Origin of the sequence: Muriicola soli (genome assembly GCF_004139715.1) — a bacterium.
Lineage (GTDB): Bacteria > Bacteroidota > Bacteroidia > Flavobacteriales > Flavobacteriaceae > Muriicola > Muriicola soli.
The window spans coordinates 1,094,402-1,117,526 of record NZ_CP035544.1; the positions used below are offsets into that span (position 1 = coordinate 1,094,402).

The 23,125-nt window shown below is 42.9% G+C and carries 27 protein-coding genes, 1 tRNA gene and 1 pseudogene; 9 read left to right on the forward strand and 20 right to left on the reverse strand.

Going from position 1 to position 23,125, the window contains the following annotated elements; translation table 11 throughout:
• Positions 1-25 precede the first annotated feature (25 nt).
• From gldG to EQY75_RS04790, 4 genes and pseudogenes are all read right to left on the reverse strand, one after another.
• A pseudogene (gldG, locus tag EQY75_RS14565) lies at positions 26-1,689 on the reverse strand (gliding motility-associated ABC transporter substrate-binding protein GldG).
• A 4-nt stretch (positions 1,690-1,693) separates the two neighbouring features.
• Positions 1,694-2,422, reverse strand: coding sequence for a gliding motility-associated ABC transporter permease subunit GldF (gldF, locus tag EQY75_RS04780; RefSeq protein ID WP_129603350.1), 729 nt, complete (start codon positions 2,420-2,422; stop codon positions 1,694-1,696).
• Between the two features lie 5 nt (positions 2,423-2,427).
• On the reverse strand, positions 2,428-2,724 hold the full coding sequence (locus EQY75_RS04785) for a putative quinol monooxygenase (RefSeq protein WP_129603352.1): 297 nt from the start codon (positions 2,722-2,724) through the stop codon (positions 2,428-2,430).
• Positions 2,725-3,555, reverse strand: a complete 831-nt coding sequence (locus EQY75_RS04790; RefSeq protein ID WP_129603353.1) for an SAM hydrolase/SAM-dependent halogenase family protein — start codon at positions 3,553-3,555, stop codon at positions 2,725-2,727.
• Between the two features lie 126 nt (positions 3,556-3,681).
• On the opposite strand from EQY75_RS04790, the gene EQY75_RS04795 reads away from it, so the two are divergent.
• Entirely contained in the window at positions 3,682-4,635 is a 954-nt protein-coding gene (locus tag EQY75_RS04795) for a PhoH family protein (RefSeq protein ID WP_129603355.1), read from the forward strand.
• Positions 4,636-4,643: 8 nt separating this feature from the next.
• Positions 4,644-5,603, forward strand: a complete 960-nt coding sequence (locus tag EQY75_RS04800; RefSeq protein WP_129603357.1) for a phosphoribosylaminoimidazolesuccinocarboxamide synthase — start codon at positions 4,644-4,646, stop codon at positions 5,601-5,603.
• 101 nt (positions 5,604-5,704) lie between these two features.
• On the opposite strand, the gene EQY75_RS04805 is transcribed toward EQY75_RS04800, so the two are convergent.
• Positions 5,705-5,778, reverse strand: a tRNA-Met gene (locus EQY75_RS04805).
• A 135-nt stretch (positions 5,779-5,913) separates the two neighbouring features.
• Between EQY75_RS04805 and EQY75_RS04810 the strand changes: the two genes are divergently transcribed.
• Positions 5,914-6,297, forward strand: coding sequence for an START-like domain-containing protein (locus EQY75_RS04810; RefSeq protein ID WP_129603358.1), 384 nt, complete (start codon positions 5,914-5,916; stop codon positions 6,295-6,297).
• 52 nt (positions 6,298-6,349) lie between these two features.
• A complete protein-coding gene (locus EQY75_RS04815; RefSeq protein WP_129603360.1) occupies positions 6,350-7,195 on the forward strand; it encodes an aminotransferase class IV in 846 nt (281 codons plus the stop codon).
• Here EQY75_RS04815 and EQY75_RS04820 read toward each other — a convergent pair.
• From EQY75_RS04820 to EQY75_RS04840, 5 genes are all read right to left on the reverse strand, one after another.
• Positions 7,188-7,748: a YqgE/AlgH family protein gene (locus EQY75_RS04820; RefSeq protein ID WP_129603362.1), complete on the reverse strand. Its 561-nt coding sequence runs from the start codon at positions 7,746-7,748 to the stop codon at positions 7,188-7,190. The genes EQY75_RS04815 and EQY75_RS04820 overlap by 8 nt on opposite strands.
• Before the next feature lie 114 nt (positions 7,749-7,862).
• A complete protein-coding gene (locus tag EQY75_RS04825) occupies positions 7,863-8,135 on the reverse strand; it encodes an HU family DNA-binding protein (protein WP_129603364.1) in 273 nt (90 codons plus the stop codon).
• Positions 8,136-8,310: 175 nt separating this feature from the next.
• The gene (fmt, locus tag EQY75_RS04830) at positions 8,311-9,258 is read right to left on the reverse strand and encodes a methionyl-tRNA formyltransferase (protein WP_129603366.1); all 948 of its coding nucleotides are present in this window, start codon (positions 9,256-9,258) and stop codon (positions 8,311-8,313) included.
• Positions 9,255-11,156, reverse strand: coding sequence for a RecQ family ATP-dependent DNA helicase (locus EQY75_RS04835; RefSeq protein WP_129603368.1), 1,902 nt, complete (start codon positions 11,154-11,156; stop codon positions 9,255-9,257). The genes fmt and EQY75_RS04835 overlap by 4 nt, the downstream gene beginning before the upstream one ends.
• The gene (locus EQY75_RS04840; protein WP_129603370.1) at positions 11,153-11,716 is read right to left on the reverse strand and encodes an AAA family ATPase; all 564 of its coding nucleotides are present in this window, start codon (positions 11,714-11,716) and stop codon (positions 11,153-11,155) included. Before EQY75_RS04840 ends, EQY75_RS04835 begins: the two co-directional genes overlap by 4 nt.
• Positions 11,717-11,804: 88 nt before the next feature.
• Between EQY75_RS04840 and EQY75_RS04845 the strand changes: the two genes are divergently transcribed.
• The 4 genes from EQY75_RS04845 (at position 11,805) to EQY75_RS04860 (ending at position 14,471) form a co-directional block, all read left to right on the forward strand.
• A complete protein-coding gene (locus EQY75_RS04845) occupies positions 11,805-12,092 on the forward strand; it encodes a DUF493 family protein (protein WP_129603372.1) in 288 nt (95 codons plus the stop codon).
• Positions 12,093-12,175: 83 nt separating this feature from the next.
• A complete protein-coding gene (locus tag EQY75_RS04850; RefSeq protein WP_129603374.1) occupies positions 12,176-12,829 on the forward strand; it encodes a DUF4290 domain-containing protein in 654 nt (217 codons plus the stop codon).
• A gap of 14 nt (positions 12,830-12,843) precedes the next feature.
• Positions 12,844-14,151 carry a UDP-N-acetylglucosamine 1-carboxyvinyltransferase gene (gene murA, locus EQY75_RS04855; RefSeq protein WP_129603376.1) on the forward strand — a complete coding sequence of 436 codons (1,308 nt, stop codon included), beginning with the start codon at positions 12,844-12,846 and terminating at the stop codon, positions 14,149-14,151.
• The gene (locus EQY75_RS04860) at positions 14,151-14,471 is read left to right on the forward strand and encodes a GNAT family N-acetyltransferase (RefSeq protein WP_129603378.1); all 321 of its coding nucleotides are present in this window, start codon (positions 14,151-14,153) and stop codon (positions 14,469-14,471) included. The genes murA and EQY75_RS04860 overlap by 1 nt, the downstream gene beginning before the upstream one ends.
• Here the strand turns inward: EQY75_RS04860 and EQY75_RS04865 are convergent.
• The 10 genes from EQY75_RS04865 to EQY75_RS04910 all read right to left on the reverse strand — a co-directional run bounded on the left by EQY75_RS04865 (position 14,468) and on the right by EQY75_RS04910 (position 22,073).
• Complete coding sequence (locus tag EQY75_RS04865; RefSeq protein WP_246020008.1) at positions 14,468-14,875, reverse strand: hypothetical protein; 408 nt, start codon at positions 14,873-14,875, stop codon at positions 14,468-14,470. The genes EQY75_RS04860 and EQY75_RS04865 overlap by 4 nt on opposite strands.
• 5 nt (positions 14,876-14,880) lie before the next feature.
• Complete coding sequence (locus EQY75_RS04870; RefSeq protein WP_129603382.1) at positions 14,881-15,882, reverse strand: pirin family protein; 1,002 nt, start codon at positions 15,880-15,882, stop codon at positions 14,881-14,883.
• 85 nt (positions 15,883-15,967) lie between these two features.
• On the reverse strand, positions 15,968-16,411 hold the full coding sequence (locus EQY75_RS04875; protein WP_129603384.1) for a VOC family protein: 444 nt from the start codon (positions 16,409-16,411) through the stop codon (positions 15,968-15,970).
• A gap of 13 nt (positions 16,412-16,424) precedes the next feature.
• Positions 16,425-17,270, reverse strand: coding sequence for a TolB family protein (locus tag EQY75_RS04880; protein WP_217349973.1), 846 nt, complete (start codon positions 17,268-17,270; stop codon positions 16,425-16,427).
• A 112-nt stretch (positions 17,271-17,382) separates the two neighbouring features.
• The gene (locus tag EQY75_RS04885; RefSeq protein ID WP_129603386.1) at positions 17,383-17,823 is read right to left on the reverse strand and encodes a (4Fe-4S)-binding protein; all 441 of its coding nucleotides are present in this window, start codon (positions 17,821-17,823) and stop codon (positions 17,383-17,385) included.
• A gap of 4 nt (positions 17,824-17,827) precedes the next feature.
• A complete protein-coding gene (locus EQY75_RS04890; protein ID WP_129603388.1) occupies positions 17,828-18,001 on the reverse strand; it encodes a Lacal_2735 family protein in 174 nt (57 codons plus the stop codon).
• Between the two features lie 13 nt (positions 18,002-18,014).
• Positions 18,015-19,442, reverse strand: a complete 1,428-nt coding sequence (locus EQY75_RS04895; protein ID WP_129603390.1) for an amidohydrolase — start codon at positions 19,440-19,442, stop codon at positions 18,015-18,017.
• A gap of 137 nt (positions 19,443-19,579) precedes the next feature.
• On the reverse strand, positions 19,580-20,884 hold the full coding sequence (locus EQY75_RS04900) for a cryptochrome/photolyase family protein (RefSeq protein ID WP_129603392.1): 1,305 nt from the start codon (positions 20,882-20,884) through the stop codon (positions 19,580-19,582).
• Positions 20,885-21,580, reverse strand: a complete 696-nt coding sequence (locus tag EQY75_RS04905; protein ID WP_129603394.1) for an SDR family NAD(P)-dependent oxidoreductase — start codon at positions 21,578-21,580, stop codon at positions 20,885-20,887.
• A 1-nt stretch (position 21,581) separates the two neighbouring features.
• The gene (locus EQY75_RS04910; RefSeq protein ID WP_129603396.1) at positions 21,582-22,073 is read right to left on the reverse strand and encodes an SRPBCC family protein; all 492 of its coding nucleotides are present in this window, start codon (positions 22,071-22,073) and stop codon (positions 21,582-21,584) included.
• A 203-nt stretch (positions 22,074-22,276) separates the two neighbouring features.
• Between EQY75_RS04910 and EQY75_RS04915 the strand changes: the two genes are divergently transcribed.
• Positions 22,277-23,119, forward strand: a complete 843-nt coding sequence (locus EQY75_RS04915; protein WP_129603398.1) for a DUF2911 domain-containing protein — start codon at positions 22,277-22,279, stop codon at positions 23,117-23,119.
• Positions 23,120-23,125: the final 6 nt, after the last annotated feature.

Genomic DNA, 23,125 nt, shown 5'->3' on the forward strand with positions numbered 1-23,125 from the left:
TTCCATAAAACTTACTTATCAACACTTATCTGCCATATTGACTCCTTCTCCAAAAGACAAAAAGCAGGGAAATGGCAGCGGCATAGAGTAGGGGAAGCCCAATGTTTATAAACTGCCATCGACTTTTTTCGGAGGCAATTTTCTCTTCATCCAGCATCGGGATGATCACTTTGCGGTTTCGAATGTTTATAAGTCCGGTATCATCCAGAAGGAAATTAAGGCTATTTATCAGGAATTCCTTGTTGCCATAATAGTTATTTGTCCATTTATCGTAACCTAATTCCAGCGGTCGGCCATTGCGCAATTGGTTGGCGATTAAATCCCCGTCGCTGATGATGATCATTTTGTTTTCTATACCCGTTTCTAAATTCCCTCCCAGGTCTAAAGGTTTAATGCGATTGGTAAAAGCCGAATTCAGTTGCCCTTCCACTAAAACCGCAAGAGGGTAATTTCCCTCTGTGTATTTTTCCCTGTCAGGGGGTGTATTCAGGAGATCAAAGCTGATCAACCTCGGTGTAGTCACTCTTCTGGAGAGGGGCGAACTTTTTGCTAAAACCGTTTTGCTATAGGCATTTTCCAGGGTATCTATTGTACTTGTAAATTGAAATCTAAGAGCTTCAATATTGGCGTTTACGGGGTGGTTATTCGCCGTAAAGACCATGGGATTGTATACCCAGGGCAGGGGTTGTATTCTGAAGCATTACCCTCCCCGCTGGCCAGGACGATTTGTGTACAGTACAGATCATCCACAAGATCCGTATTGAGCCTGACCCCGAATTTAAAAAAGAAGTCATTGAGATTGAGATCCCGCGGCAGGGCCATAGCCTCACCTTCCTCGTTAAAGAGGCTGTCGAGCTCCATCACAATAGGATCAACCAGCCAAAGAGAACGACCACCATTGACGATAAATTGATCCAGCACGTATTTTTCTTTTTCTGTAAAGGCCTCCGTAGGCTTGGCGATTAGTGCCAGGTCATAAGTTTTTAATTGCTCATATACTCCCTGTGGATTGGCCTCAACCGAATCGAGAGTAATGGCCCCAATATTGTAATACTCCCTGACAGAAGTTAGAAGGTCGGCCAAATATATGTCGTTCAGTTCTCCATTGCCCTTTATCACTGCGATCCGCTTTTTTTCTTTTACCGCCAGTTTAGAAAGAGCGTCTGCAAAGGCGTATTCCAGATTTTGCACCGAATTGTTTACTCTGGCCTCAACACTTGCTCCTAATTTATTCTTCAGTAGGGGTACCTTTACCGTTCTGTCCCGGTAAGTGACCATCGCCCATGGGAAGACAAGTTCCTGTGAGACTTTACCTTCCATTTCAGTGGTTACACTGGCGGGAGTAAGGCCAATTCGCTGTAATTGTTCTATGGTGGCTTCTGCCAGGGCAGGGTCCGCCAACGGATCTTCAAAAGCGTATTTAATCTTACCGTTCTTGTTAGAAATATTTTCTAGGAGTTGCTCAGTTTCCACTTTCAGTCGCTGGAATTCTGAAGGAAGGTCTCCATCGAGCAGCACGTCCACAATTACAGGAGCGTCAAATCGCTCTAATACCTCTTCACTGGCCTCTGACAGAGTAAAACGGTTGTCTTCAGTTAGGTCGAATCTAACGAAGAGAATGGAGGAAAGGAGGTTGAGCAAGATCAGGATCCCTAGGCCAATACCCGAATGCATGAGAATTTTCTTCATGGTCTTAGTGCCGTTGTTTTAATCGGGTTAAGGTGAGGTAGGCAAAAAATATCGAGATCGAAATAAAGTAAACCACATCCCTAGAATCAATTATACCTCTACCAATACGTTCATAATGGGCTTTCATGCCGAAGTTTTCAATAAAAAGGGAAAGACTACCGTTTGTGATCAAGGCTGCAATCGACTCAAAACCGAGATAGGCAAACAGAGATAATAAGATCGCAAGAAGAAAGGCCACAATTTGATTCTCAGACAGCGTTGACGTAAAAATTCCGATACTCGTATAGGCAATAAGCAATAGCAGCATGCCAAAATAAGATCCCATCACCAAACCGAAGTCGAAATTTCCGGCTTCAGTACCCAAGGCAGAAATACTCCAAACATATATCGTAGTTGGAATCAGTGCCATTATTCCCAGAATAAAAATTCCCAGAAACTTGCCCAGCACAAGCGCCCAGGGACTTAGAGGTCTCATGAGGAGCAGCTCAAGTGTTCCTAATTTCATTTCTTCAGAAAAACTCTTCATGCTCAGTCCCGGAATGAGGATCAGAAAAATGTAGGGAGCTAGCATAAAAAAGGCCGATAGCTCTGCGAATCCATAATCAAATACATTGTAAGGCCCTTTGAACACCCATAAGAACAAACCGTTGACAAGTAAAAATAGGACTAGGGCCAAAGGACCGGTAGCGGTAGTAAAAAAGGATGTTATTTCTCTTTTGAAGATTGCAAACATAGGGTTTAGTTTAGGCTGTGCACTTTCTGAACGCTCCAGGCCTCAGGTTTATCTGCAAAAAGTTTTTTAGTTCGCCCCCATACATCTTTGAAGAAGTCCGAATTGCGGTACGCTTCCAGATGTTCTTCAGTTTCCCATTGACTGTAGGTAAAAAAGAGGGTAGAATCACTGGCGTCCTGATAAAGTTCTAATAGAGAACAGCCCTCAAAGCCTCTTATTTTATCTTTTGTTGCGTCAAAAATTCGTTCAAAACTACTGATATTTTCCTTTTTAAACTGAAGCTTCACGATTCGTACAATCATTTAAATAAAATTAATGGTTACGGTATCCCTGTAATCCAATCCAATTAAGCTTGAAGCACTGCCTACGGTGTTGGGGTCGCTCTTGTAGATGGCTAGCTCTATGTAGTCTGCAGAATTGAACAGGGCCAATAGATCGCCCGGCCCTTTTCTTTGATTTTTATCCAGGTTAAAGTCGACAATATCACTGTAATTATTTTCAATCCTCCTGATCTTTTTATTTCTGGCGAGCAATTCAAAATCGCGACCTTTTCTATAGGCATCAAACAGGCTTTTTTGAATATTGGTCACCACATTGCCGTAGTTGTCGATGTAGATCACGCTGCCGGCAATGGTATTGCCGTTATTTGTAATCCTGGGAGAGAATTCTTTCAGTTCCTTGAGGTCATTGAATTTCTTCCCCACCACTTCCAAAGTACCGCCACGGGCAATATGGCAGGCTACCTTCACAAAAACCTCCAGTACCGGAAAGGCCCCGGGATGGGGGTTTGGGATTTTTAGTTCTACGACCTTTTCGGGTTTAATCTCAGTGGTAATCAGACTGCTCACACCATTGTTTGCAAGGATAAAATAATGACCGTCCACATAGACCGCGAGGTGTTGGTTCTCCTCCGTGCACTCGGCATCAACCCCAACAATGTGGATAGATCCTTTCGGAAATGCTTTGTATGAATTTTTCAAGATATAAGCGCATTCCTGGATGTTGAACGGACTAATGGCGTGAGAAATATCAACAATTTTCGCATCTTCCAGCTCGGTGTAAATAGTTCCTTTAATAGCGCCTACAAAATGGTCTTTATATCCAAAATCGGTGGTTAAAGTGATGATCGCCATTAAGCAATGTTGATATTTTTTTGGGTCTTCAAACTGTTTTATTCTTAAGTTTGTACGTCAAAATTAATCAAAAAAACAGCGTTGCGAAATTTATATTCACCCCATTACAAATAAGAACGAACTTCCTTGAACGAACTCACTCTAGAACTCACAGAAATTAGTCCGAGAGAATTTTTTGGACATCAGAACGAACATATAGACCTTCTCAAAAAGTATTTTCCCAAACTGAAGATCGTTGCCCGAGGCAGTAAGATCAAAGTTTACGGTGACGATCAGATGCTCGATGAATTCGACAAGCGCTTTAAAATGCTGACAGCTCATTTTTCAAAGTATAACAAGCTTGATGAAAATGTAATTGAAAGAGTGCTAACCAGCAACGATAAAGATGAACTTTCATCACCGGCCGACAGCAATGATATTCTCGTCCACGGGGTCAGTGGGAGGTATATCAAGGCCCAGACTGTAAATCAGCGACGTCTGGTTGACGCCATGTCTAAAAACGATATGGTATTCGCCATAGGCCCTGCAGGAACCGGTAAGACATATACCGGGGTGGCCCTGGCTGTGCGGGCCCTTAAGAATAAGGAAGTAAAAAGAATTATCCTTACGCGTCCGGCGGTGGAAGCAGGGGAGAATCTGGGCTTTTTACCGGGTGACCTTAAGGAAAAGCTGGATCCATACATGCAACCTTTATACGATGCACTACGCGATATGATCCCTTCTGAAAAATTAGCGCATTACATTGAGAATGGGACCATTCAGATAGCGCCAATGGCCTTTATGAGGGGCAGGACACTCGATCATGCCTTTGTTATTCTCGATGAAGCCCAAAACACCACTCATGCGCAGATGAAGATGTTCCTTACGCGAATGGGGAAAAATGCAAAATTTTTACTCACCGGAGACCCGGGACAGATCGACCTTCCCCGCAGGGTGATTTCCGGACTAAAAGAGGCCTTGTTAATTCTTAAGAATGTTGAGGGAATTCAGATGATCTACCTTGATGACAAAGATGTAATTCGCCATAAGCTTGTAAAAAAGGTCATCGATGCCTATAAGAATATTGAGCATCAGAACTGATAACACTTATGAGCAGTAATACGATCATCAGCACTGATTTTGCCTTTCCTGGACAAAAAAAAATATATAAGGGAAAAGTAAGAGAGGTCTACACCCTTGAAAATGATCTTTTGGTGATGATCGCCACAGACCGACTATCGGCATTTGACGTTGTGATGCCCAGGGGAATTCCTTATAAAGGCCAGATCCTGAACCAGATCGCTACAAAAATGATGGCCGATACCTCAGACATCGTGCCTAACTGGCTGTTGGCAACACCTGATCCTAATGTGGCTGTTGGCCATGCTTGTGATCCTTTTAAGGTAGAGATGGTGATTCGCGGCTACTTGTCAGGTCACGCTGCCAGGGAATACAAAAGCGGAAAAAGGACAATTTGTGGCCTTCCCATGCCTGAAGTGATGAAAGAAAACGACAAATTCCCGGAACCTTTGATCACTCCGGCGACCAAGGCAGAGAAAGGCGATCACGACGAGGATATCTCAAGGGAAGATATTTTGAAACGGGGTATTGTCTCTGAAGATGACTACGAGGTCCTTGAAAAATATACCAGGGCACTATTTCAGAGGGGCACCGAGATAGCTGCCGAAAGAGGTCTGATCCTTGTTGATACCAAGTATGAATTTGGAAAGCGAAAAGACGGCACCATCGTCCTAATTGATGAGATCCATACGCCTGATTCTTCACGATATTTCTATTCCGAAGGTTATCAAAAGCGGCAGGATAACAACGAGCCGCAAAAGCAACTCTCCAAGGAGTTTGTAAGGCAGTGGCTTATTCAAAATGGTTTTCAGGGATTGGAAGGGCAACAAGTTCCTGAGATGACCGATGAATACATCAATTCGGTTTCAGAGCGCTATATAGAACTGTATGAAAATATCACCGGAGAACATTTTGAGGCAGCTGATATTTCAAATATCAACCAGCGTATTGAAAAAAATGTGCTCGCCTATCTGGGTAAATTGGGATAATGTTATTTTAAGAACTAAATAAGATAGCTTGGCCACTCTGCCCTAAGAAGATTTTTAAATCTCTTTAAATTAAAAAGACCACGTTGCCGTGGTCTTTTCAGTAGCGAGAGGGAGACTTGAACTCCCGACCTCAGGGTTATGAATCCTGCGCTCTAACCACCTGAGCTACCTCGCCATAGGTTTTGTAAGCGGCTGCAAATATAAAGTTTAATTTTTGCTACATCAAAATTAGGGTCTCAAAAAATAAATGTAGGAGAATATTTTTTAATCATATAGAAATATATATATTGCCCGAAGTAAAAATCCCCAAATGTCCGATAAAACAAAGTTTGAATTAGAATTCGTCATCCAATCTTCACCACAGTTGCTTTTTCAGTACCTGTCTACGCCCTCCGGGCTCTCAGAATGGTTTGCTGATAATGTCAATTCGAGGGGTGAACGCTTTAACTTCATCTGGGACGGATCTGAAGAAGGGGCAAAACTCCTGAAAAAGAAAAGCGATGAATTTATTCGTTTTGCCTGGGAGCACATGGAAGATGACAGCTATTTTGAAATGAGGATCATCGTAGACGAGATCACCAGTGACGTTTCATTATTTATTACTGATTTTGCCGAAGAGGACGAGCTTGATGAAGCCAAAATGTTGTGGGAGAACCAGGTAGCTGATCTGAAACAGGTGCTGGGATCGAAGTAGATTTTCAAAAGAGAAGCAGTATCTTTGGCCTTGAATTTTTCAAGGCTTTTTTATGATCAATTACAACGGCGATCTGTTAGAGGATGATTCGTTTTATCTCAATGCTTACAATCGGGGCTTAACCCACGGGGATGCCCTTGTAGAGACAATCAGAATCGCCCCCGGGAAGATCTATTTCTGGGAAGAACACTATCTAAGGCTTATGGCCTCCATGCGTATCCTACGAATGGAGATTCCGATGGAGTTTACCATGGAATTTCTTCAGGAAGAGTTGCTAAAAACCATAGAAGCCAGTTCGCTCAACAAAAACACAGTTTTGGCCGAGTTATATGTTTTTGTTTCTAATTCATCTAAGCAGGAAAGTACAGCAAGGATGGTTTCCTATGTCGTAGTATTAAAGGAACATCCATCAGCTTTTTATCTGCATCTTGAGGAAGAGTACAGCGTTGATCTCTATAAGGACTTCTATGTGCAGGCAGGAATGCTTTCTAACCTTTCAACTACAAACAGGGTACTGCAGACGATCGGAGGGGTATACGCCAGGGAAAATGGTTTTGACGATTGTATTTTACTCAATGATCAAAAAAATGTTGTTCAAACTCTGAAAGGAAATCTATTTCTCGTAAATGGGGAATCGATCAAAACCCCACCCTTATCCGACGGCTGTAAAAATGGTGTGGTAAGAAAGAAAATCATTGAACTTCTACGGAAAAGTCCGGAATATCAAATAGAGGAGGCTTCAATTTCTCCATTTGAATTGCAAAAGGCAGATGAAATTTTTATCAGCAATACCGATGACGGCGTCATATCTGTTAGTCATTACAGAAAGGCAACCTACATAAAAGTAGCAGCAAAAAACATATTGGGTAAACTCAATGCGGTGGCCCGACTCAGTTAAGGCTGGGGTTTTCGGGTGCATTTGACCAAAGGAGATAATCGCCTCCGAGCTCCATCATCTTTTCCTTCCAGAATGAGATGGCAGATTTCTCGATGATCTCACTCTCGTAATGATTTTTAACAACGATCCACGATTTGGAATCCAATTCCTGGTCGAGTTGCAGGGATGACCATCCGGAATATCCGAGAAAGAACCTGATATCTTTTGGTGTAATTTCGCCTGTATTGATCAGGCTGATGGTAGTATCAAAATCGCCTCCCCAATAAATACCGTCCGATATCTCAACACTGTCGCTGATCAGGTGCGGTACTTTGTGAATGAAGTAAAGATTGTCCTGCTCTACAGGTCCTCCGTTAAAAACAGGAAAGGGCACCATGATCTCACTGATCAATTCACTTATGTCGTAATCGAGGGGTTTGTTGAGGATAAAACCGACCGAACCTTCTTCATTGTGTTCGGCAATCAGAACTACAGATCTATTGAAGGAAACATCCCCTGTCAATGAAGGCTCTGCAATCAAAAGCTTTCCTTTCTTAGGTTTTAAACTCGTCATTTGGGAAGTTCCTTTTTTCTAAAGTAAAATAAAACTATTGAACTACAAAAAATGCCTCAACAAAAAAAGCACCTCGTGAGGGAGGTGCTTCAAGTATATTGTACAGAACAAAAACTAGTTAACAGCGCCGCTCAAATCAGAACCTGCCTTGAATTTAACTACATTTTTTGCCTTAATATGGATTGTTTTTCCAGTAGAAGGGTTTCTTCCTTCTCTAGCACTTCTTCTAGATACTGACCATGATCCGAATCCAACCAAAGATACTCGGTTACCTTTTTTAAGGGAACTTTCTACGTTTCCTAAAAAGGATTCCAAAGCTTTCTTAGCGGCTGCTTTTGTGATGCCAGCGTCAGCTGCCATAGCATCGATTAATTCTGTTTTGTTCATAATTTAAGTAAATTAATTGTTGTTAAACATTTTAAAGCTCAAACAAATTTATACGGATTTGCCGTTAACGCAAGTAAAATCAAGGGAAATCGGGGTTTTTGTTAATAACTTCAAGGGTTTGTTGATAAAGTGCGAATTTTTTGACGGATTCTTTGAGGCCAATAATAACGGTACTTCAGACAAGATGAGCATTATCATCCAATTTTAAACCGTTTAATACTTCTTTGGCCGTCATTTTTCTTTTGCCCGGCAATTGTATTTCTGTCAAATCCAGATATCCTCCCTTTGCTGCTATTCTGATCTTGCTTTTTTCGTTCAATACTTTGCCCGGTATCGTAGAATGTTCCTCTTCCACATAGTCTGCAGCGTAGACCTTTAAATAAATATTGTCATCACCATTCACCAGATTGGTCCATGCAGCAGGGTAGGGGCTCAGGCCCCTGATATGGTTGTAGATTGATTTAAGGGGTTGATTCCAAACTATTCGGCAATTGTCTTTTGTGAGCTTTGGAGCCGTATTTAGGGTCTTAAGATTTTTCTGCGTATAGGTCTCTACTTCACCTTCTGCGATCTTATCCACTGTAGCCAAAACCAACTCAGCCCCTGCTTGCATTAAGCGATCGTGCAGTGCACCTGCATTGTCATTTTCCTGAATATTACATTCGGATTGCATAATAATGGCTCCGGTGTCTATTTTTTCATCGATAAAAAAAGTGGTCACTCCCGTTTTGGATTCCCCGTTTATAATGGCCCAATTAATGGGCGCAGCACCCCGGTAATCAGGAAGGAGGGATGCGTGTAGATTAAAAGTCCCGTATTCCGGCATGTCCCAAACTACTTTTGGCAGCATCCTGAAGGCCACCACAATTTGTAAATTTGCCTTTAAAGCCCTTAGTTCCTCAAGAAAATGGGTATTCTTTAGATTAGTGGGTTGTAATACTTTCAAGCCCTGCGCCACTGCATATTTCTTAACTGCCGATTCCCTGAGTGATCGCCCTCTTCCTGCAGGTCTGTCCGGTGCAGTGATCACGCCAACCACGGAATAATCGCTTTCAACAAGAGTCGATAAAGTGGCTACTGCAAAATCAGGGGTGCCCATAAATACAATTCTCAATGATCTCATTTTGTCAGGGTGTATTTGTTATTACTGGTAAGTTCGATCTTGCCCTCTTCCATAAGGTAGCGCAATTCATTTAAAATGATTTCTTTATCCTGCCCAAGGGAATTTATTAGGTTTTGAGGCGATAGGGCTTTGTCCTGAATCATTTTAAGGATGTCCCTGTCAAGTGCTTTGAGCTCTTTTCCTGTAACCGATGAAGCTCTGCGACATACATCACAGGCCCCACACTTTATATTCGTTTGCTCTCCGAAATAAGACAAAAGCTGGCCAGACCTGCACTGGGAACCATTTCTAACATAGTCCAGTACCGCCTGAACATTCATGATCTTGACCTTGTTGAGATCTTTAATTTTATTTGAAAAGGTATTGATGGTACGATCGTCTTCCCGGGGCACTAAAAAGGTAATCCGCATATCCTGTTGTTCATTATTGAATTCAAGCATGCCATCCATCTCCGCTTTTTTAAGCGAAGCGATCACCTGATCCTCCCTGACGCCTGCTTTTTTTGCCACCAAAACCGGACTTATCTTCGTTTCGAATTCGAAAACACCCCCGTAAGTCCTCAAAAGGGTCTGAAGGATGTTCATGTCCTTGGGATTGGCGTCGAGGTAATTAAAAATGGCAGCCTTGGATGCCGTAAATTGAACAGATGTCTTTTGAGAAAATTGCTGAGACAGGGAAATGACGGAATTCTGATCTAAAAGGCGAAGCCCATTGTAGGTCAGCGAGGAAATTAAGCCATAGGTATCGCAGAAATGATTGAAATTAAAGGGGAAATCACTGGTTTCTTCACTGCCATAGGCGATCTGGAAGTAATTATTCAGTTTGTTGTACAATAGCTTTACAAAGGAAACATCGGGAAGTACGGAAATAAATTGTTTTTTTAGTCGGCTTTCATCTTCCGGATTCACCAATAAAATGGCATAAGCTCTTTGCCCATCCCTTCCGGCTCTTCCGGCCTCCTGAAAATAGCTCTCTATGCTTTCCGGTAATTCATAATGGATCACTTTACGAACATCGGCCTTGTCAATACCCATCCCAAATGCACTGGTCGCTACCATTACGCTTATTTTGTCTTCCTTCCACGCTTTTAGGCTGTCTTCTTTCTCATTTCGTGTCATACCCCCGTGAAAAGCTCTGGCACTGATACCGTGATCTGCAAGGAAGTGGTAAAGCTCTTCCGTTTTACGCCGACTCCTTACATAAACTATTCCCGATTGTGAATCCTTTTTAAAGAGCCGGATAAGCTGCTGATTCTTGTTTTCCTGCTTAAGGACGCTGTACACCAGATTTTCCCTCTCAAATGAATCCCTGACAACCAATGGAGAAGGCATCTTTAGGTTTTCGGTGATATCCTTGGCCACTGTCGAGGTTGCAGTTGCTGTTAAGGCGATAAAAGGTACTTCCGGATGTAATTCACGGAGTACTGAACATTCGAGATAAGCAGGTCTGAAATCGATTCCCCATTGCGATATACAATGTGCCTCGTCTATGGCGAAAAGGCTTGGATTCATCTCGCTGATTCGTTCCCTGACAAGTTCCTGCCGTAATCGCTCCGGGGAAAGGTATAGGAATTGATATCCCCCATAAAGGCAATTATCTAATAAGGTGATGGTTTCTTCATAAGAAATTCCACCGGTTAATGCGACTGCTTTTATCCCTTTTGCCCTTAAACTGCCCACCTGATCTCTTATTAAGGCAACGAGCGGGGAGACTACAACACAGATTCCCTCGAGCATCATGCCGGGGATCTGATAACAAACCGATTTACCGCCTCCTGTAGGCAGTAAGGCCAGTACGTCCCTGCCTCCCAATACAGCGGAAATAATCTCTTCCTGAGATCCTCTGAAGGCCTTATGGCCCCAGTACCTGGATAATATTTCAGTAGGCGAATTTTTCACGAAGCAGGAATCAAATGATCAATAATAAATGTAGCCCTTTCCTCAATACTTCCTATAGGGACCTCAAGAGAATTGTAATTTAACTCCGTATACATTTTCTGCAGCTCCTCATGAATTTCAATGGCCTGTTCAAAAGTCTCCAGGCGTTCGTCATCTCTGGTATAAATGTCTTTCCAAGGGGGTAACATCACTAGTTGGTCATATTTGTGATTTCTGCAATATTGGATAAACTCATCGGGATAGGATTGATCAAAATAGTTCATATAGGCCAGGACATCGGGAAGGCCACGATCGTAAAAAGCCAGGTCACATTCCAGTGCATCTCCTGCCTTAAAATGTGAGAGTCGGGCTTCCAGAATATGCTTGTTAAAACGAAAAGGGTCATCTACAAAGGTCAGGGGATTAGAGTGTAGTCTTTCCAAATCTGCAAATTGCTTTGCCTCCGATGTAAAATCCCTTATTACTTCGTGGAAACAAAAGAAGCCTTTCTCCTCGAGCATCTGTATTATTGAGGTTTTACCGGTTCCCGGTCCGCCAGTAATTACAATCCGTTTTGGCATAATTTCCTAATCTTCTAGACAAAAGTAAACAATACATCCATGGTGGTAAAATAGCCGGATTCCCTTTATATTTGCAAAAAGGAATTGCATGAAGAACGAGAGCTCCGATGAATTTTACAAGCGGTTAAAGGAAGAACTTTTACGCACGAGTGCCTGGCCTTCAGATTATTTGTACAAGTTTATCGTCCCAACGGATCCTTCAAAAATCAAGACTATTCAACGCATCTTTGACAATACCGGGGCAGTGATCGAATCCAGAAAATCCAGCAAAGGTAAATACACTAGTCTCTCCGTCACCGTTAATCTCGCCAACCCGGATGCGGTGATCAGCTATTACAAGGAAGTAGCCCAGGTAGAGGGTGTTATCTCCTTATAGATAGGTAGTCTGCCATAATTTTAGTAATTTGCAGCCGAAATATTTTTACTTCCGAGCTTGTTCATCAACTTAAATACAGCACTTTGAATTCAGTAGAAACCCTAGAATACAATACAGAACGCCCATATCTCATTATTCCTGAATACGGCCGTCATTTCCAGAAAATGGTTGATTATGCCGTGTCTATAGAAGACCGTGAGGAGCGCAACCGGGTAGCCAAATCGATCATATCGGTGATGGGTAACCTTCAGCCACACCTCAGGGACGTACCCGATTTTCAGCACAAGTTATGGGACCAGCTTTTTATCATGTCCGATTTTAAACTCGATGTGGACTCTCCTTTTCCCATTACGAGCCAGGAGATGCTGCAAGCCAGACCAGAACCTCTTGAATATCCACAGAATCATCCCAAATACCGCTTCTACGGAAACAATATCAAAAGGATGATCGATGTTGCCATTCAGTGGGAAAAAGGCGATAAACGCGATGGCCTTGAGTACGCTATTGCTAACCACATGAAAAAGTGTTACCTCAATTGGAACAAGGACACAGTAGATGACAAAGCCATCTTTAAGCATTTGTACGAGTTAAGTGACGGAAAAATCGATCTGGCGTCTGACGGGGAAAATCTCACCGAAAGTGTACAATTCCTGAAACAGAGAGTAACCAAGAGCAATAGGCCCAGCGGGTCCAATAAAAAAGGACAACGCGGTAACCGAGGTAAAAAACGCTATTAATTTCCGCGTAATTCATGGGGACATTTAAAATAGAAGGCGGACACCAACTACACGGAAGCATCACGCCACAGGGAGCTAAAAATGAAGCGCTTCAGATCTTATGCGCTGTACTTCTCACACCCGAAGAAGTTAGCATTCAAAACATTCCGGACATTGTCGATGTAAATAAACTGATTGCACTACTCGAGGATCTCGGAGTTAAAATCAGGAAGAAGGGGAAAGGTTCTTACACCTTTATGGCCGATGATGTCAACCTGGATTACCTGCTTTCAGACCAATTTAAACAGGACGGAAGGGGCCTGAGAGGATCCATAATGCTTGTTGGACCGCTTCTTGCAAGATTTGGCAAGGGCTATATTCCCAAACCGGGCGGAGACAAAATAGGCCGTAGGCGACTAGACACTCACTTTGAAGGTTTTATTAAGCTTGGAGCCAGCTTCAGGTATAATAAAGAAGAACATTTCTACGGTGTTGAGGCCAAGAAACTCAAGGGCACCTATATGCTACTAGACGAGGCTTCGGTTACGGGTACTGCGAATATCCTTATGGCAGCAGTTTTGGCAGAAGGAACGACCACCATTTACAATGCTGCCTGTGAACCTTATTTGCAGCAGCTTTGTAAGATGCTGAACCGGATGGGGGCAAAGATCAATGGTATTGGCTCCAATTTGCTTACCATAGAAGGGGTTGAGTCCCTGAAGGGAACTAGTCATACCATGCTACCCGACATGATCGAAATTGGGAGCTGGATAGGCCTTGCAGCGATGACCAAGAGTGAACTCACCATCAAGAATGTCAGCTGGGAAAATTTGGGTCAGATCCCCACGGCATTTAGTAAATTGGGGATCACGATAGAAAGAAAAGGAGATGATATTTTTATTCCGGCGCATACCACCGGATACAAAATACACAACTACATTGATGGATCTATTTTAACGGTTGCTGATGCGCCCTGGCCTGGCTTAACGCCTGATTTGCTCAGTATAATCCTTGTTGTTGCCACTCAGGCCAAAGGGGAGGTGCTCATCCATCAGAAAATGTTTGAGAGCAGATTGTTTTTTGTCGATAAACTCATCGACATGGGTGCCAAGATTATTTTATGTGATCCGCACAGGGCCACGGTTATAGGGCACGACTTTAAATCGACGCTAAAGTCTACCGTCATGGTATCTCCCGACATTAGAGCAGGGGTGTCCCTTCTTATAGCTGCGCTATCAGCTAAAGGTACTTCTACCATTCACAATATTGAACAGATTGATAGGGGATATGAATCCATAGATACCCGTTTACGAGCCATTGGCGCTCATATCACAAGGATTTGATGGCTCATCCTGAAGACTTCCCGCTTGTTCTCACTACTGTAGGAAATCAAAAAAGATTTGAACTGCAACTCCCACAGGGTGTGGCCTATGTTGAATATATCCAGAATGTTCAGGGAATTATTTATCTCACTCATACCGAGGTCCCGAAGCAACTCGAAGGTAAAGGCGTGGGAAGTGCCCTTTTGAAGAAAGTTTTTGCTCATATAAGGTCGCTCGAGGTAAAACTTGCCCCACTATGCCCCTTTGTCGCCTCTTATCTCAACAGATATCCTGAAGAGGGCAAAGGTATGCTGGCTCCGGGCTTTTTTATTGGGAATTAATCATAGAAGGTAAAGTAGTTCCAAATAAATATCGCAGACCAAAGAATGGCTCTTAGCCAATTTAAATTTGCCAATTCCACTAAAGTATTTCGAGAGAATTCGCCGGCTGTAATGGACTTGTGTCTCGGAACGAAAATGGTGAATGTAAGAAGCCATACCAGAAGCACCAGGACAAAACAAGCAATACTGTAAATTGTTTTTTCACTTTGGAGAAGAGAACCGTATAGCATTAACTGGCCCAGCATCAGCGGAATAACGATGATAGATATCCTCGGAGTGTATTTCTTATGCCAGGAAATGAGGCCCTCTTCTGAATAAAAAAGGAAGCCCGGATACACGATCAGCTGTACCATCCAAATGAGGATCAACAAGCCAAAATCCAATAAAAGTCGAATTGTTTCCAAGGGGATTATTTTTCTACAAGGGTTCCGTCCGGATATTTCGCAAACCTCCCCTTTTCCCTGTCATGAACATTATCCGGATGTGGCCAGGGCCATCCTCCAAACTGGGTTAGCCGGTACTCCTGCATGGCCTGTTGAATTTCCTGATCAGTGTTCATTACAAAAGGACCGTATTTGGCGACCGGTTCATCAATAGGTTTACCCTGCAACATTAAAAAATGAGCTGTTTCCAAACCGTTATTGGTTACTTCCACCTCTTTGGCGTTTAAGCCGATGGCATTATCGGGCTTGATACGCGTACTATCAATTACACAGGAATCTCCTTCGTAGAAATACAAAGTGCGATTTACCGATTCCGGTATTTCAGGAAATGTAAAACTGGCACCGGGTTGCAGATGCAAGTTCCAGACGGCTACGTGGTTTTCATCAATTGCGGCCCATGAATCCGGAGCTGGGGAGGGGGCCTTATTCCCATTATATGTTCCTGCTATAATTCTCAGGGAAACACCGTCCTTCTTAATTTGTGGGATTTCTTCATTCCACAGCATCCTGAAATGCGGATCTACCATTTTAGCTGCCTTGGGAAGGTTTAACCAGATCTGAAAGAGCTCAAGAGGGTTTTCTTTATCTTTTTTAAGCAGAGGAAACATCTCGGAGTGCTGTACCCCCCTGCCTGCGGTCATCCATTGCACGTCGCCCTGGCCAAATCTGCCTGCAGCTCCGAGGGAATCAGAATGATCACAAAATCCTTTATTTACGATAGTTATCGTTTCAAAACCACGGTGTGGATGATAAGGAAAGCCGGGTACGGTATGACCGTGGTACATTCTCCAACCCTGGGCATTGGGTGAAAAATCATTACCCAGGTTTCGTCCTTCCAGAGATGCGGCCGGACCCATATTTTCGTTGCCTTTTGGATAGTGATCGAGGTGGTATACACAAAATAGAAATGGGTCTTCGGTTTCCCAGGGGAATCCCAGTGGTTTAATATTCCGTATAGAATTGGCCATAGAATTAAATTTGAGGATAAAAATAAGGATTACCCCGAGTGGACTGTCTTATAGATATGTTAACGGAATCTTTTTGCAGATGAAATTACCCTTTGGCATTATTGATCTCTACCCAGTTACCCTCAGGGTCTAGAAGATATATTTGGCGAACGCCATCGCCCCTTAGAGATACAGCTCCTTTTGTTCCCTCCCAGTCCCAGAAGGAAATATTTTTTTCCTTTAAGTAGTCAATAAATTCTTCCAGATTAGGGAGTGAAAGACACAAATGCTCACTTTTTGACCTGATTTTATCAACCTTATCCTTCCTAATGAGGTGTAATTGTGAGGTTCCGTCTATACTGAACCACCTAAAGCCAGCTGCCTTGGAAGGATGGCGGATGTCTTGTAATCTGAGTACATCAGAATAAAAATCACCGGTTTTTTGAAGGTCTTCCACGATCATTGAATAATGATCTATATGGAAAGAAAACGATTGGGAATGACCAGATAATGGCAAAGAGAAGAGGGCCAGAAGGATCATATATTTCATAGTACTGGTGTTTTTATTTCTTAGGCTCGTAAGATACAAATGCAAACTTTTCGCTGTCCGGGGCCCAGGAAGGTACATTCAGGGTGCCCTGCCCTCCTATAAAGGTGCACAGGCTTGTAATTTGTTTATTCTGAAGGTTATAGAGACGAAGAGCTACTAGTTTTAAAGGCGGATGTGCCTGGCCCTGATCTTCAAGGTATGTAAGGAATACGAGATATTTTCCATCTGGTGAAGGATGCGGGAACCAATTCGAATAGATGTCGTCTGTGAGCTGCACTTTATTCCTGCCATCTGCATTCATCCGCCAGAGCTCCATAGAACCCGAACGGTATGAATTGTAATAGATAAACCGGCCATCCGGACTGTACTCAGGGCCGTCATCAAGACCCGCTTCTTCCGTGAGTCGAACCTCTTGTCCGCCCTTGATACCAATGCGATAAATATCAAAGTCACCATTGCGATGCGCAGTATAGACTACAGATTTACCATCCGGCGCCCAACCATGCCAATAGGAAGGAGCTTTTTCTGTAATCCTGGTTGGGAGACCCCCTGCAATGGGCAGAGTATAAATTCGGGAGGTCCCGAATCCACTATTTTCCATTTGATCGTTATTGCTGATGGCAAGTAAGGTTCCGTCAGGAGAGATTCCATGATCATTATTGCATTGTCTGGCCTCACCTGTATCAATAAGTTCCTTGGTGTTTAGACCGGGAGTTATTTTAAAAAGCAAACCATCCTGATTGATAATCAAATATGTTCCATCCAGACTCCAGTTAGGAGCTTCAAAATGAGCATTTTCTTCCAGGATGAGGTTACGTTCACCGGTGTTGAGATCATACGTTTCAAGTCGTGATATCACAGCATTGGATTGTGTGTGTCCAGCGAAAGACAACAGTAAAATAAGAATGTAAAGCGGAAGACTTTTAACATAGTCCGTTCGAGGGGGGTTGAATCCGCTTTTATTTGGCACATCAGCTGTCTGTAAAATCGATGTCATTGTGACTACCATCGCAATAGGGTTTGTTATCCGAAGCACCGCAGCGACAAAATGCTGTAGCTCTCTTTTTAGTTTCTTTTGATCCATCTGCCATGGTAATTTCCAGTTCTCCGTGTACCATCAGTGGTCCACCGGGTGTTACTTCTACTTTCTGACTCATATTCTGATTTTTATTTTTTGTGTTTTCTTTTTCATTTGTTAACCGATAAGACAGTGCTCCTGATGGACATCCGTCAATTTGCGATTGCAAGGCATCTGAAGATGCATTTTCAGGTGTGATCCATGGCTTCTCATCAGGCTTGTAAACGGAAGGAAGTTTGTTCACGCAGACTTTGGCGTGAATACATAACGCGGGTTTCCAAATAACAGTAATTTCACCATTGCTGTATTCCTTGATAATCTGCTTTTCTCCCATCCGATTAATTCTTTTGCATCAACTCATCAATTTTTTTCTGAATCTCTTCAGCTTCTGCGTATTTCGCATCACCTGCACTGCGGTTGACCTTAGAAAGGTCAAAAGCCTCTTTCATCACAGCCTTGTACTGCGCCTGTAATTTTTCTACCGGGTCTTTCTTTTTAAACAATCCGAACATAGCTTCTTTTTTATTAATTATTTCCTATTGGTGGTGGTCCGTCAGGGATCATGGGTTCATAGACCTCATTGCCCTTGCGTTCTTTGTATTCTGATTTAATTTTTTCAACCATCTTTGGATTCTCAAATAGATCTGCCATGGTCATTCCCAAGGCTTTAGCCGCGTGTACCATGCCTTTGTGACCGATGCTCATGCCTCCGCAGGCCACTACAGCCCAGGAATGCCAGGGTGTATCCTTTGGCGCCACAGTGACACTGAGGTTGATGTTTGGCACATTCCAGCTTACATCGCCCACATCTGTGGAACCGCCTCCGGGATTTTCTTTGGTTTTCTCTAGTGGTGATATCTCACTGGCCATCCCCACCATCGGTTTTCCTGTTTCTTCCTGAATTCGTCTTCCAAAGGCCGTTTCTTCATCTGTATAGGAAATAGGGCCTAATAATTCCAGGTTTTTTTGCATCACTTCGCCACCGGCCCGATTCACCAATACTTCGTAGATCCCGGAAATAAGCGAAATTTTATAATCGACGTTGGCCAGTATAGCTGCTCCTTCAGCCATTGCCCTTACTCTTTCGTAAACGGGCATCATGCCAATCCTTTTCGTATCCCTTACCCGTACCCATAGTCGGGAATAATCGGGTACTACATTTACCACCTGACCGCCGTCCTGAATATGATAATGAATCCTCACTGTTGGTTTTATGTGTTCCCGGTAATAATTTATTCCAGTAGTATATAATTCAAGGGCATCAGAGGCGCTCCTGCCATTCCACGGATCGGCGGAGGCATGTGCAGCTTGCCCAAAGAATTCAACTTTGAAATCGATAAGGGCTAAAGTACTCTGTACATCGGCCTCAGTTTTTGCACCGGGATGCCAGCTCAGGTTCACATCAACATCATCCCATAATCCTTCCTTTACCATCCAGATCTTCCCGAAAAATTTTTCTTCAGCCGGGGTACCAAAAAATTTCACCGTACCCTTGAGTTCACCTTTTTCAATTAATTCTTTCACGGCAATGGCGGCTCCAAGGCTGGCGGTTCCAAAGAGGTTATGACCGCAGCCATGACCGGCAGCACCTTCTTCCAAAGGAGATTTTGTAGGTTGGGCTTTTTGCGAGATCCCCGGTAGTGCGTCAAATTCTCCCAGTACACTAATCACGGGTTTACCGGATCCATAGGTGGCGACAAAGGCTGTGGGCATTTCCGCGACCCCTCTTTCTACGGTAAAACCGTTGGCTTCGGCGTAATCTGCAAGTATTTTGGAAGAATCGTCCTCCTCAAATGCCGTTTCTGCCTGGGCCCATATAGAATCACTAATTTGGATGAGTCTGGTCTTGTGTTGTTCAATACTCTCAACTATCGCTTTTTTACTGCCATTGATCTTTTGAGCGTGTAAAGGAAGGATTAAGGCGAAGATAAAGAGGTAAAAAATGTTTTTCATAATCTGAGGGTTTTTGGTGGTGCACTAATTTATGCTGAATAAATCTATAGAGCTTAATTGCTCTACTGCGGTCAGATGTGCTTAAATATAGTAAAAAGCAAATAACCAACGACTGTGGGTCTTCTTCAATTTATGGCCTAAGAGAGGGCCGACTTATAAGTGTCCAGACACCGTTCTCTGGCTTCTTTGTGATCGACCATTTTTGGGACGTAATCGTCTGTGTCCACTTCCGGGACCCATTCTTTGATGTATTTACGGTCTTTATCAAACTTGTCGATTTGAGTCATGGGATTAAAGATGCGGAAATAGGGTGCGGCGTCAACTCCACTTCCTGCTGCCCATTGCCAATTCCCTACATTGCTGCTGAGCTCGTAATCCAAAAGTTTTTCTGCAAAATAAGCTTCTCCCCACCGCCAATCGATCAGGAGGTGTTTGCAGAGGAAACTCGCGACCAGCATTCTCACTCTGTTGTGCATGTACCCTGTGGCATTTAACTGCCGCATTCCGGCATCTACAAGGGCGTAACCCGTTTTACCGTTCTTCCATTTCTCAAATTCATCTTCGTTGTTTCGCCAGGGGATGCGATCGTATTTCTTTCTAAATGCCTCATTGGTCGTTCTGGGAAAATGCCAGAGGATCTGCATAAAAAATTCCCTCCAGATAAGCTCATTAAGAAAGGTTTCATTTTTTTCCGCCTTTGCCTTTCTTACCATTTCCCGAACTGAGACTGTACCGAACCTCAGGTGTGGCCCAAGGTGAGATGTAGCGTCCTTGGCCGGGAAATTTCTGGTTTTCTCGTAGTCTTCAATTAGTGAAGGAGATACATCATAATCAGGAACTTTTATATCTGATTCCTTAAATCCCATATCCTGAAGTGAGAGAAAAGGCAATTCTTTATTCTGGTAAAAGTTTTTTCCCTGAAGATCATCTTTTCCATCCTGAAGAGGTTTTACTTCCTTAAAATGTTCCTTCCATGTCTTCATGAAAGGCGTATACACTACATAGGGGTCACCATCGTCTTTGACTACTTCATCTTTTTCAAAAATCACCTGATCCTTAAACGTATGAAAATCAATATCGACAGACTTTAGGTAGTCATTAATTTTTCCATCGCGTTCTGTAGCGTACGGTTCGTAATCCCGATTGCAATAGACTCCTTTTAAATCAAAATCTTTATTTAGTTTTTTAAAGACATCCAGTGGCTCATCGTGATAAAATGCAATGGAAGACCCAAAGTTGTTTTGCAAGCGATCTCTGAGGCTATTCAATCTGTCGTGGATAAAATTTAAGCGAGCGTCATCTTCAGGCAATTCCCCAAGTATCTGAGGATCAAAGATAAAAACTGGGAGCACAGGGAAGTCGCCCTTCAGGGCATGAATTAAACCCGTATTATCTTCCAATCTTAGATCTCTTCTAAACCAAAATACCGCTACTTCTGCCATTTATGAAATATTAAGGGACGACATTCCACCGTCTACGCCCAAAATTTGCCCTGTCATCCAGCTGCTGTCCTCTTTTAGCAAGAATGCGGCCATACGAGCGATATCTTCGGCTGTACCCACTCGTTTAAGCGGATGTCTGTCGGCCATCATTTCTTTTTTTCTGTCGTTACTGAGTAACCTTGACGCTAAAGGAGTATCAACCAAAGAAGGAGCGATGACGTTCACTCTTACTTTGGGCGTATTTTCAGCAGCCAAAGCTTTTGCAAACCCCTCTATTGCACCTTTTGCAGCAGCTACACTTGTGTGGAACGGCATGCCCATCCCTACAGCTACTGTACTGAAGAAAACCATAGATGATCCCTCCGACATTTTAGGCATAATTTGTTTTACGACTTTGACTAGACTGAAGAAATTGATCTCCATATCTTCTCTGAAAGTATCCAGCCCCATCATTTTCAGGGGTTTTAGATTAATACTTCCGGGACAATATACAAAACCGCCGAGCGATTCCGGTAAAGCCGAAAGGTCGAGTTCGTCCTTAGTTACATCAAAGGAGATATGTGTTACGTTCAGTGATGACAATTCATCAGCAGTTCTTGAAGCGACAAATACCGTATGGGTATCCTGTAATAGTTTTACCAGTTCAAGGCCTATGCCCTGAGATCCTCCGATAAGGAGTATGTTTTTATTTTTCATATTATATCTGTTCTATTTTAAATGTTCTTTTGGAATCGGGTAAACTTCCGAATCTGGAAGAGAGTTGTTCTTCGCGATATGAAAAGATGGAAATCAGTTGTTTTTTTACCAGCAGGGGATGAGCCATCTTTCCGAGGATACCCAGTGGGAGCTTGTAATCAATGATATCCTCCATTTCGACTCCTCCGGGTACTTCATTGATAAAGTGTTTGTGATGCCACAGCGCATAGGGGCCAAATCGTTGTTCATCGACGAAATAAGAACCTTTATTTACGTGAGTGATTTCTGTTACCCACCGGGTGGAAAAACCCGGAAAGGGACTTACTTTATATTGGATGATCTGACCGGCAAACATGGGTCTGTCAGCTCCGGACAATATATTAAAACCCATTTCAGGAGGGGTAATGACACTCAGGTTGGCTGGATTGGAAAGAAAGTCCCAGGCTAGTTGTCTTGAGATGGGAAACGACTGTTTAGCCGATAATCTATACATACCTTTTTAACATTTCATCAAAAATATGATCATTATTGTTTAATAAAAAATAATAATTGTTAAACAAATAGTAAAGTTAAGTCCAATTAATTCAATTTATTAAGTATTTTTCAGCATGAGAAACAACCGTCTTTTAAGGTAAGTTTACAGACCTTTATATCCTATTTATCCGTAAATTTGAAAGAACCAAAACCTTTTAAAAAATGAAAAGATTAATCTATGTATTCTTGGCCATATTGGTGAGCATACCTGCGATGGCACAAATTCAATCACCCCAGCCCAGTCCGGCTGCAAAAATCATGCAACGGGTAGGACTAACCGACGTAACAGTGGAATATTCACGACCTTCCATGCGGGGAAGAACCATATTTGGTGATTTAGTTCCTTTTGATAAATTATGGAGAACAGGAGCCAATGCAAGAACTACCATAACTTTCGATACCGATATAATAGTAGGGGACGGATCACTTAAGGCCGGATCTTATGCCATCTTTACGAAACCCAGTGCAACTTCTTGGGACGTATACTTTTACACCGAAACAGGAGGCGGCGGAACGCCTCAGGAGTGGGACGAAAGCAAGATTGCTGCCCAGATCAAAGTGAATACTTTACCTATTGAAATGCCAATAGAAACATTTACAATTTCCTTTGACGATTTACACAGCAGCGGCGCAACCCTTGGGATGATGTGGGAGAACACTTACATTGGAATACCTTTCACGGTGCCTTCCAAAGAGATGACCATGAAAAGTATTGAATCTGTAATGGCGGGTCCTTCAGGTAATGATTATTTTGCCGCCGCTACTTTCTACTACGATCAGGGAATGGACCTGAACAAAGCAAAAGAATGGATAGATAAAGCCGTGGCTATGAATAGTAATGCGTTCTGGATCATGAGGACTCAATCGCTTATTTATGCAAAAATGGGAGACAAGAAAGGAGCTATAGAGGCTGCTAAAAATTCCCTGGCTGCTGCCAAGGCTGCAAAAAATGCCGACTATGTAAAGCTTAACGAAGATTCCTTAAAAGAATGGGGAGCCATGTAGGCGACT

Coding starts and splice junctions, on each gene's coding strand:
- gldF (WP_129603350.1), bottom strand. CDS start 2,422: ATGTTTGCAATCTTCAAAAGAGAAATAACATCCTTTTTTACTACCGCT.
- EQY75_RS04860 (WP_129603378.1), top strand. CDS start 14,151: ATGGCTCATCCTGAAGACTTCCCGCTTGTTCTCACTACTGTAGGAAAT.
- EQY75_RS04825 (WP_129603364.1), bottom strand. CDS start 8,135: ATGAACAAAACAGAATTAATCGATGCTATGGCAGCTGACGCTGGCATC.
- EQY75_RS04800 (WP_129603357.1), top strand. CDS start 4,644: ATGAGCAGTAATACGATCATCAGCACTGATTTTGCCTTTCCTGGACAA.
- EQY75_RS04840 (WP_129603370.1), bottom strand. CDS start 11,716: ATGCCAAAACGGATTGTAATTACTGGCGGACCGGGAACCGGTAAAACC.
- EQY75_RS04810 (WP_129603358.1), top strand. CDS start 5,914: ATGTCCGATAAAACAAAGTTTGAATTAGAATTCGTCATCCAATCTTCA.
- EQY75_RS04820 (WP_129603362.1), bottom strand. CDS start 7,748: ATGACGAGTTTAAAACCTAAGAAAGGAAAGCTTTTGATTGCAGAGCCT.
- EQY75_RS04790 (WP_129603353.1), bottom strand. CDS start 3,555: ATGGCGATCATCACTTTAACCACCGATTTTGGATATAAAGACCATTTT.
- EQY75_RS04905 (WP_129603394.1), bottom strand. CDS start 21,580: ATGAAAAATAAAAACATACTCCTTATCGGAGGATCTCAGGGCATAGGC.
- EQY75_RS04895 (WP_129603390.1), bottom strand. CDS start 19,442: ATGAAAAACATTTTTTACCTCTTTATCTTCGCCTTAATCCTTCCTTTA.
- murA (WP_129603376.1), top strand. CDS start 12,844: ATGGGGACATTTAAAATAGAAGGCGGACACCAACTACACGGAAGCATC.
- EQY75_RS04875 (WP_129603384.1), bottom strand. CDS start 16,411: ATGAAATATATGATCCTTCTGGCCCTCTTCTCTTTGCCATTATCTGGT.
- EQY75_RS04885 (WP_129603386.1), bottom strand. CDS start 17,823: ATGGGAGAAAAGCAGATTATCAAGGAATACAGCAATGGTGAAATTACT.
- EQY75_RS04890 (WP_129603388.1), bottom strand. CDS start 18,001: ATGTTCGGATTGTTTAAAAAGAAAGACCCGGTAGAAAAATTACAGGCG.
- fmt (WP_129603366.1), bottom strand. CDS start 9,258: ATGAGATCATTGAGAATTGTATTTATGGGCACCCCTGATTTTGCAGTA.
- EQY75_RS04910 (WP_129603396.1), bottom strand. CDS start 22,073: ATGTATAGATTATCGGCTAAACAGTCGTTTCCCATCTCAAGACAACTA.
- EQY75_RS04815 (WP_129603360.1), top strand. CDS start 6,350: ATGATCAATTACAACGGCGATCTGTTAGAGGATGATTCGTTTTATCTC.
- EQY75_RS04915 (WP_129603398.1), top strand. CDS start 22,277: ATGAAAAGATTAATCTATGTATTCTTGGCCATATTGGTGAGCATACCT.
- EQY75_RS04870 (WP_129603382.1), bottom strand. CDS start 15,882: ATGGCCAATTCTATACGGAATATTAAACCACTGGGATTCCCCTGGGAA.
- EQY75_RS04845 (WP_129603372.1), top strand. CDS start 11,805: ATGAAGAACGAGAGCTCCGATGAATTTTACAAGCGGTTAAAGGAAGAA.
- EQY75_RS04785 (WP_129603352.1), bottom strand. CDS start 2,724: ATGATTGTACGAATCGTGAAGCTTCAGTTTAAAAAGGAAAATATCAGT.
- EQY75_RS04900 (WP_129603392.1), bottom strand. CDS start 20,884: ATGGCAGAAGTAGCGGTATTTTGGTTTAGAAGAGATCTAAGATTGGAA.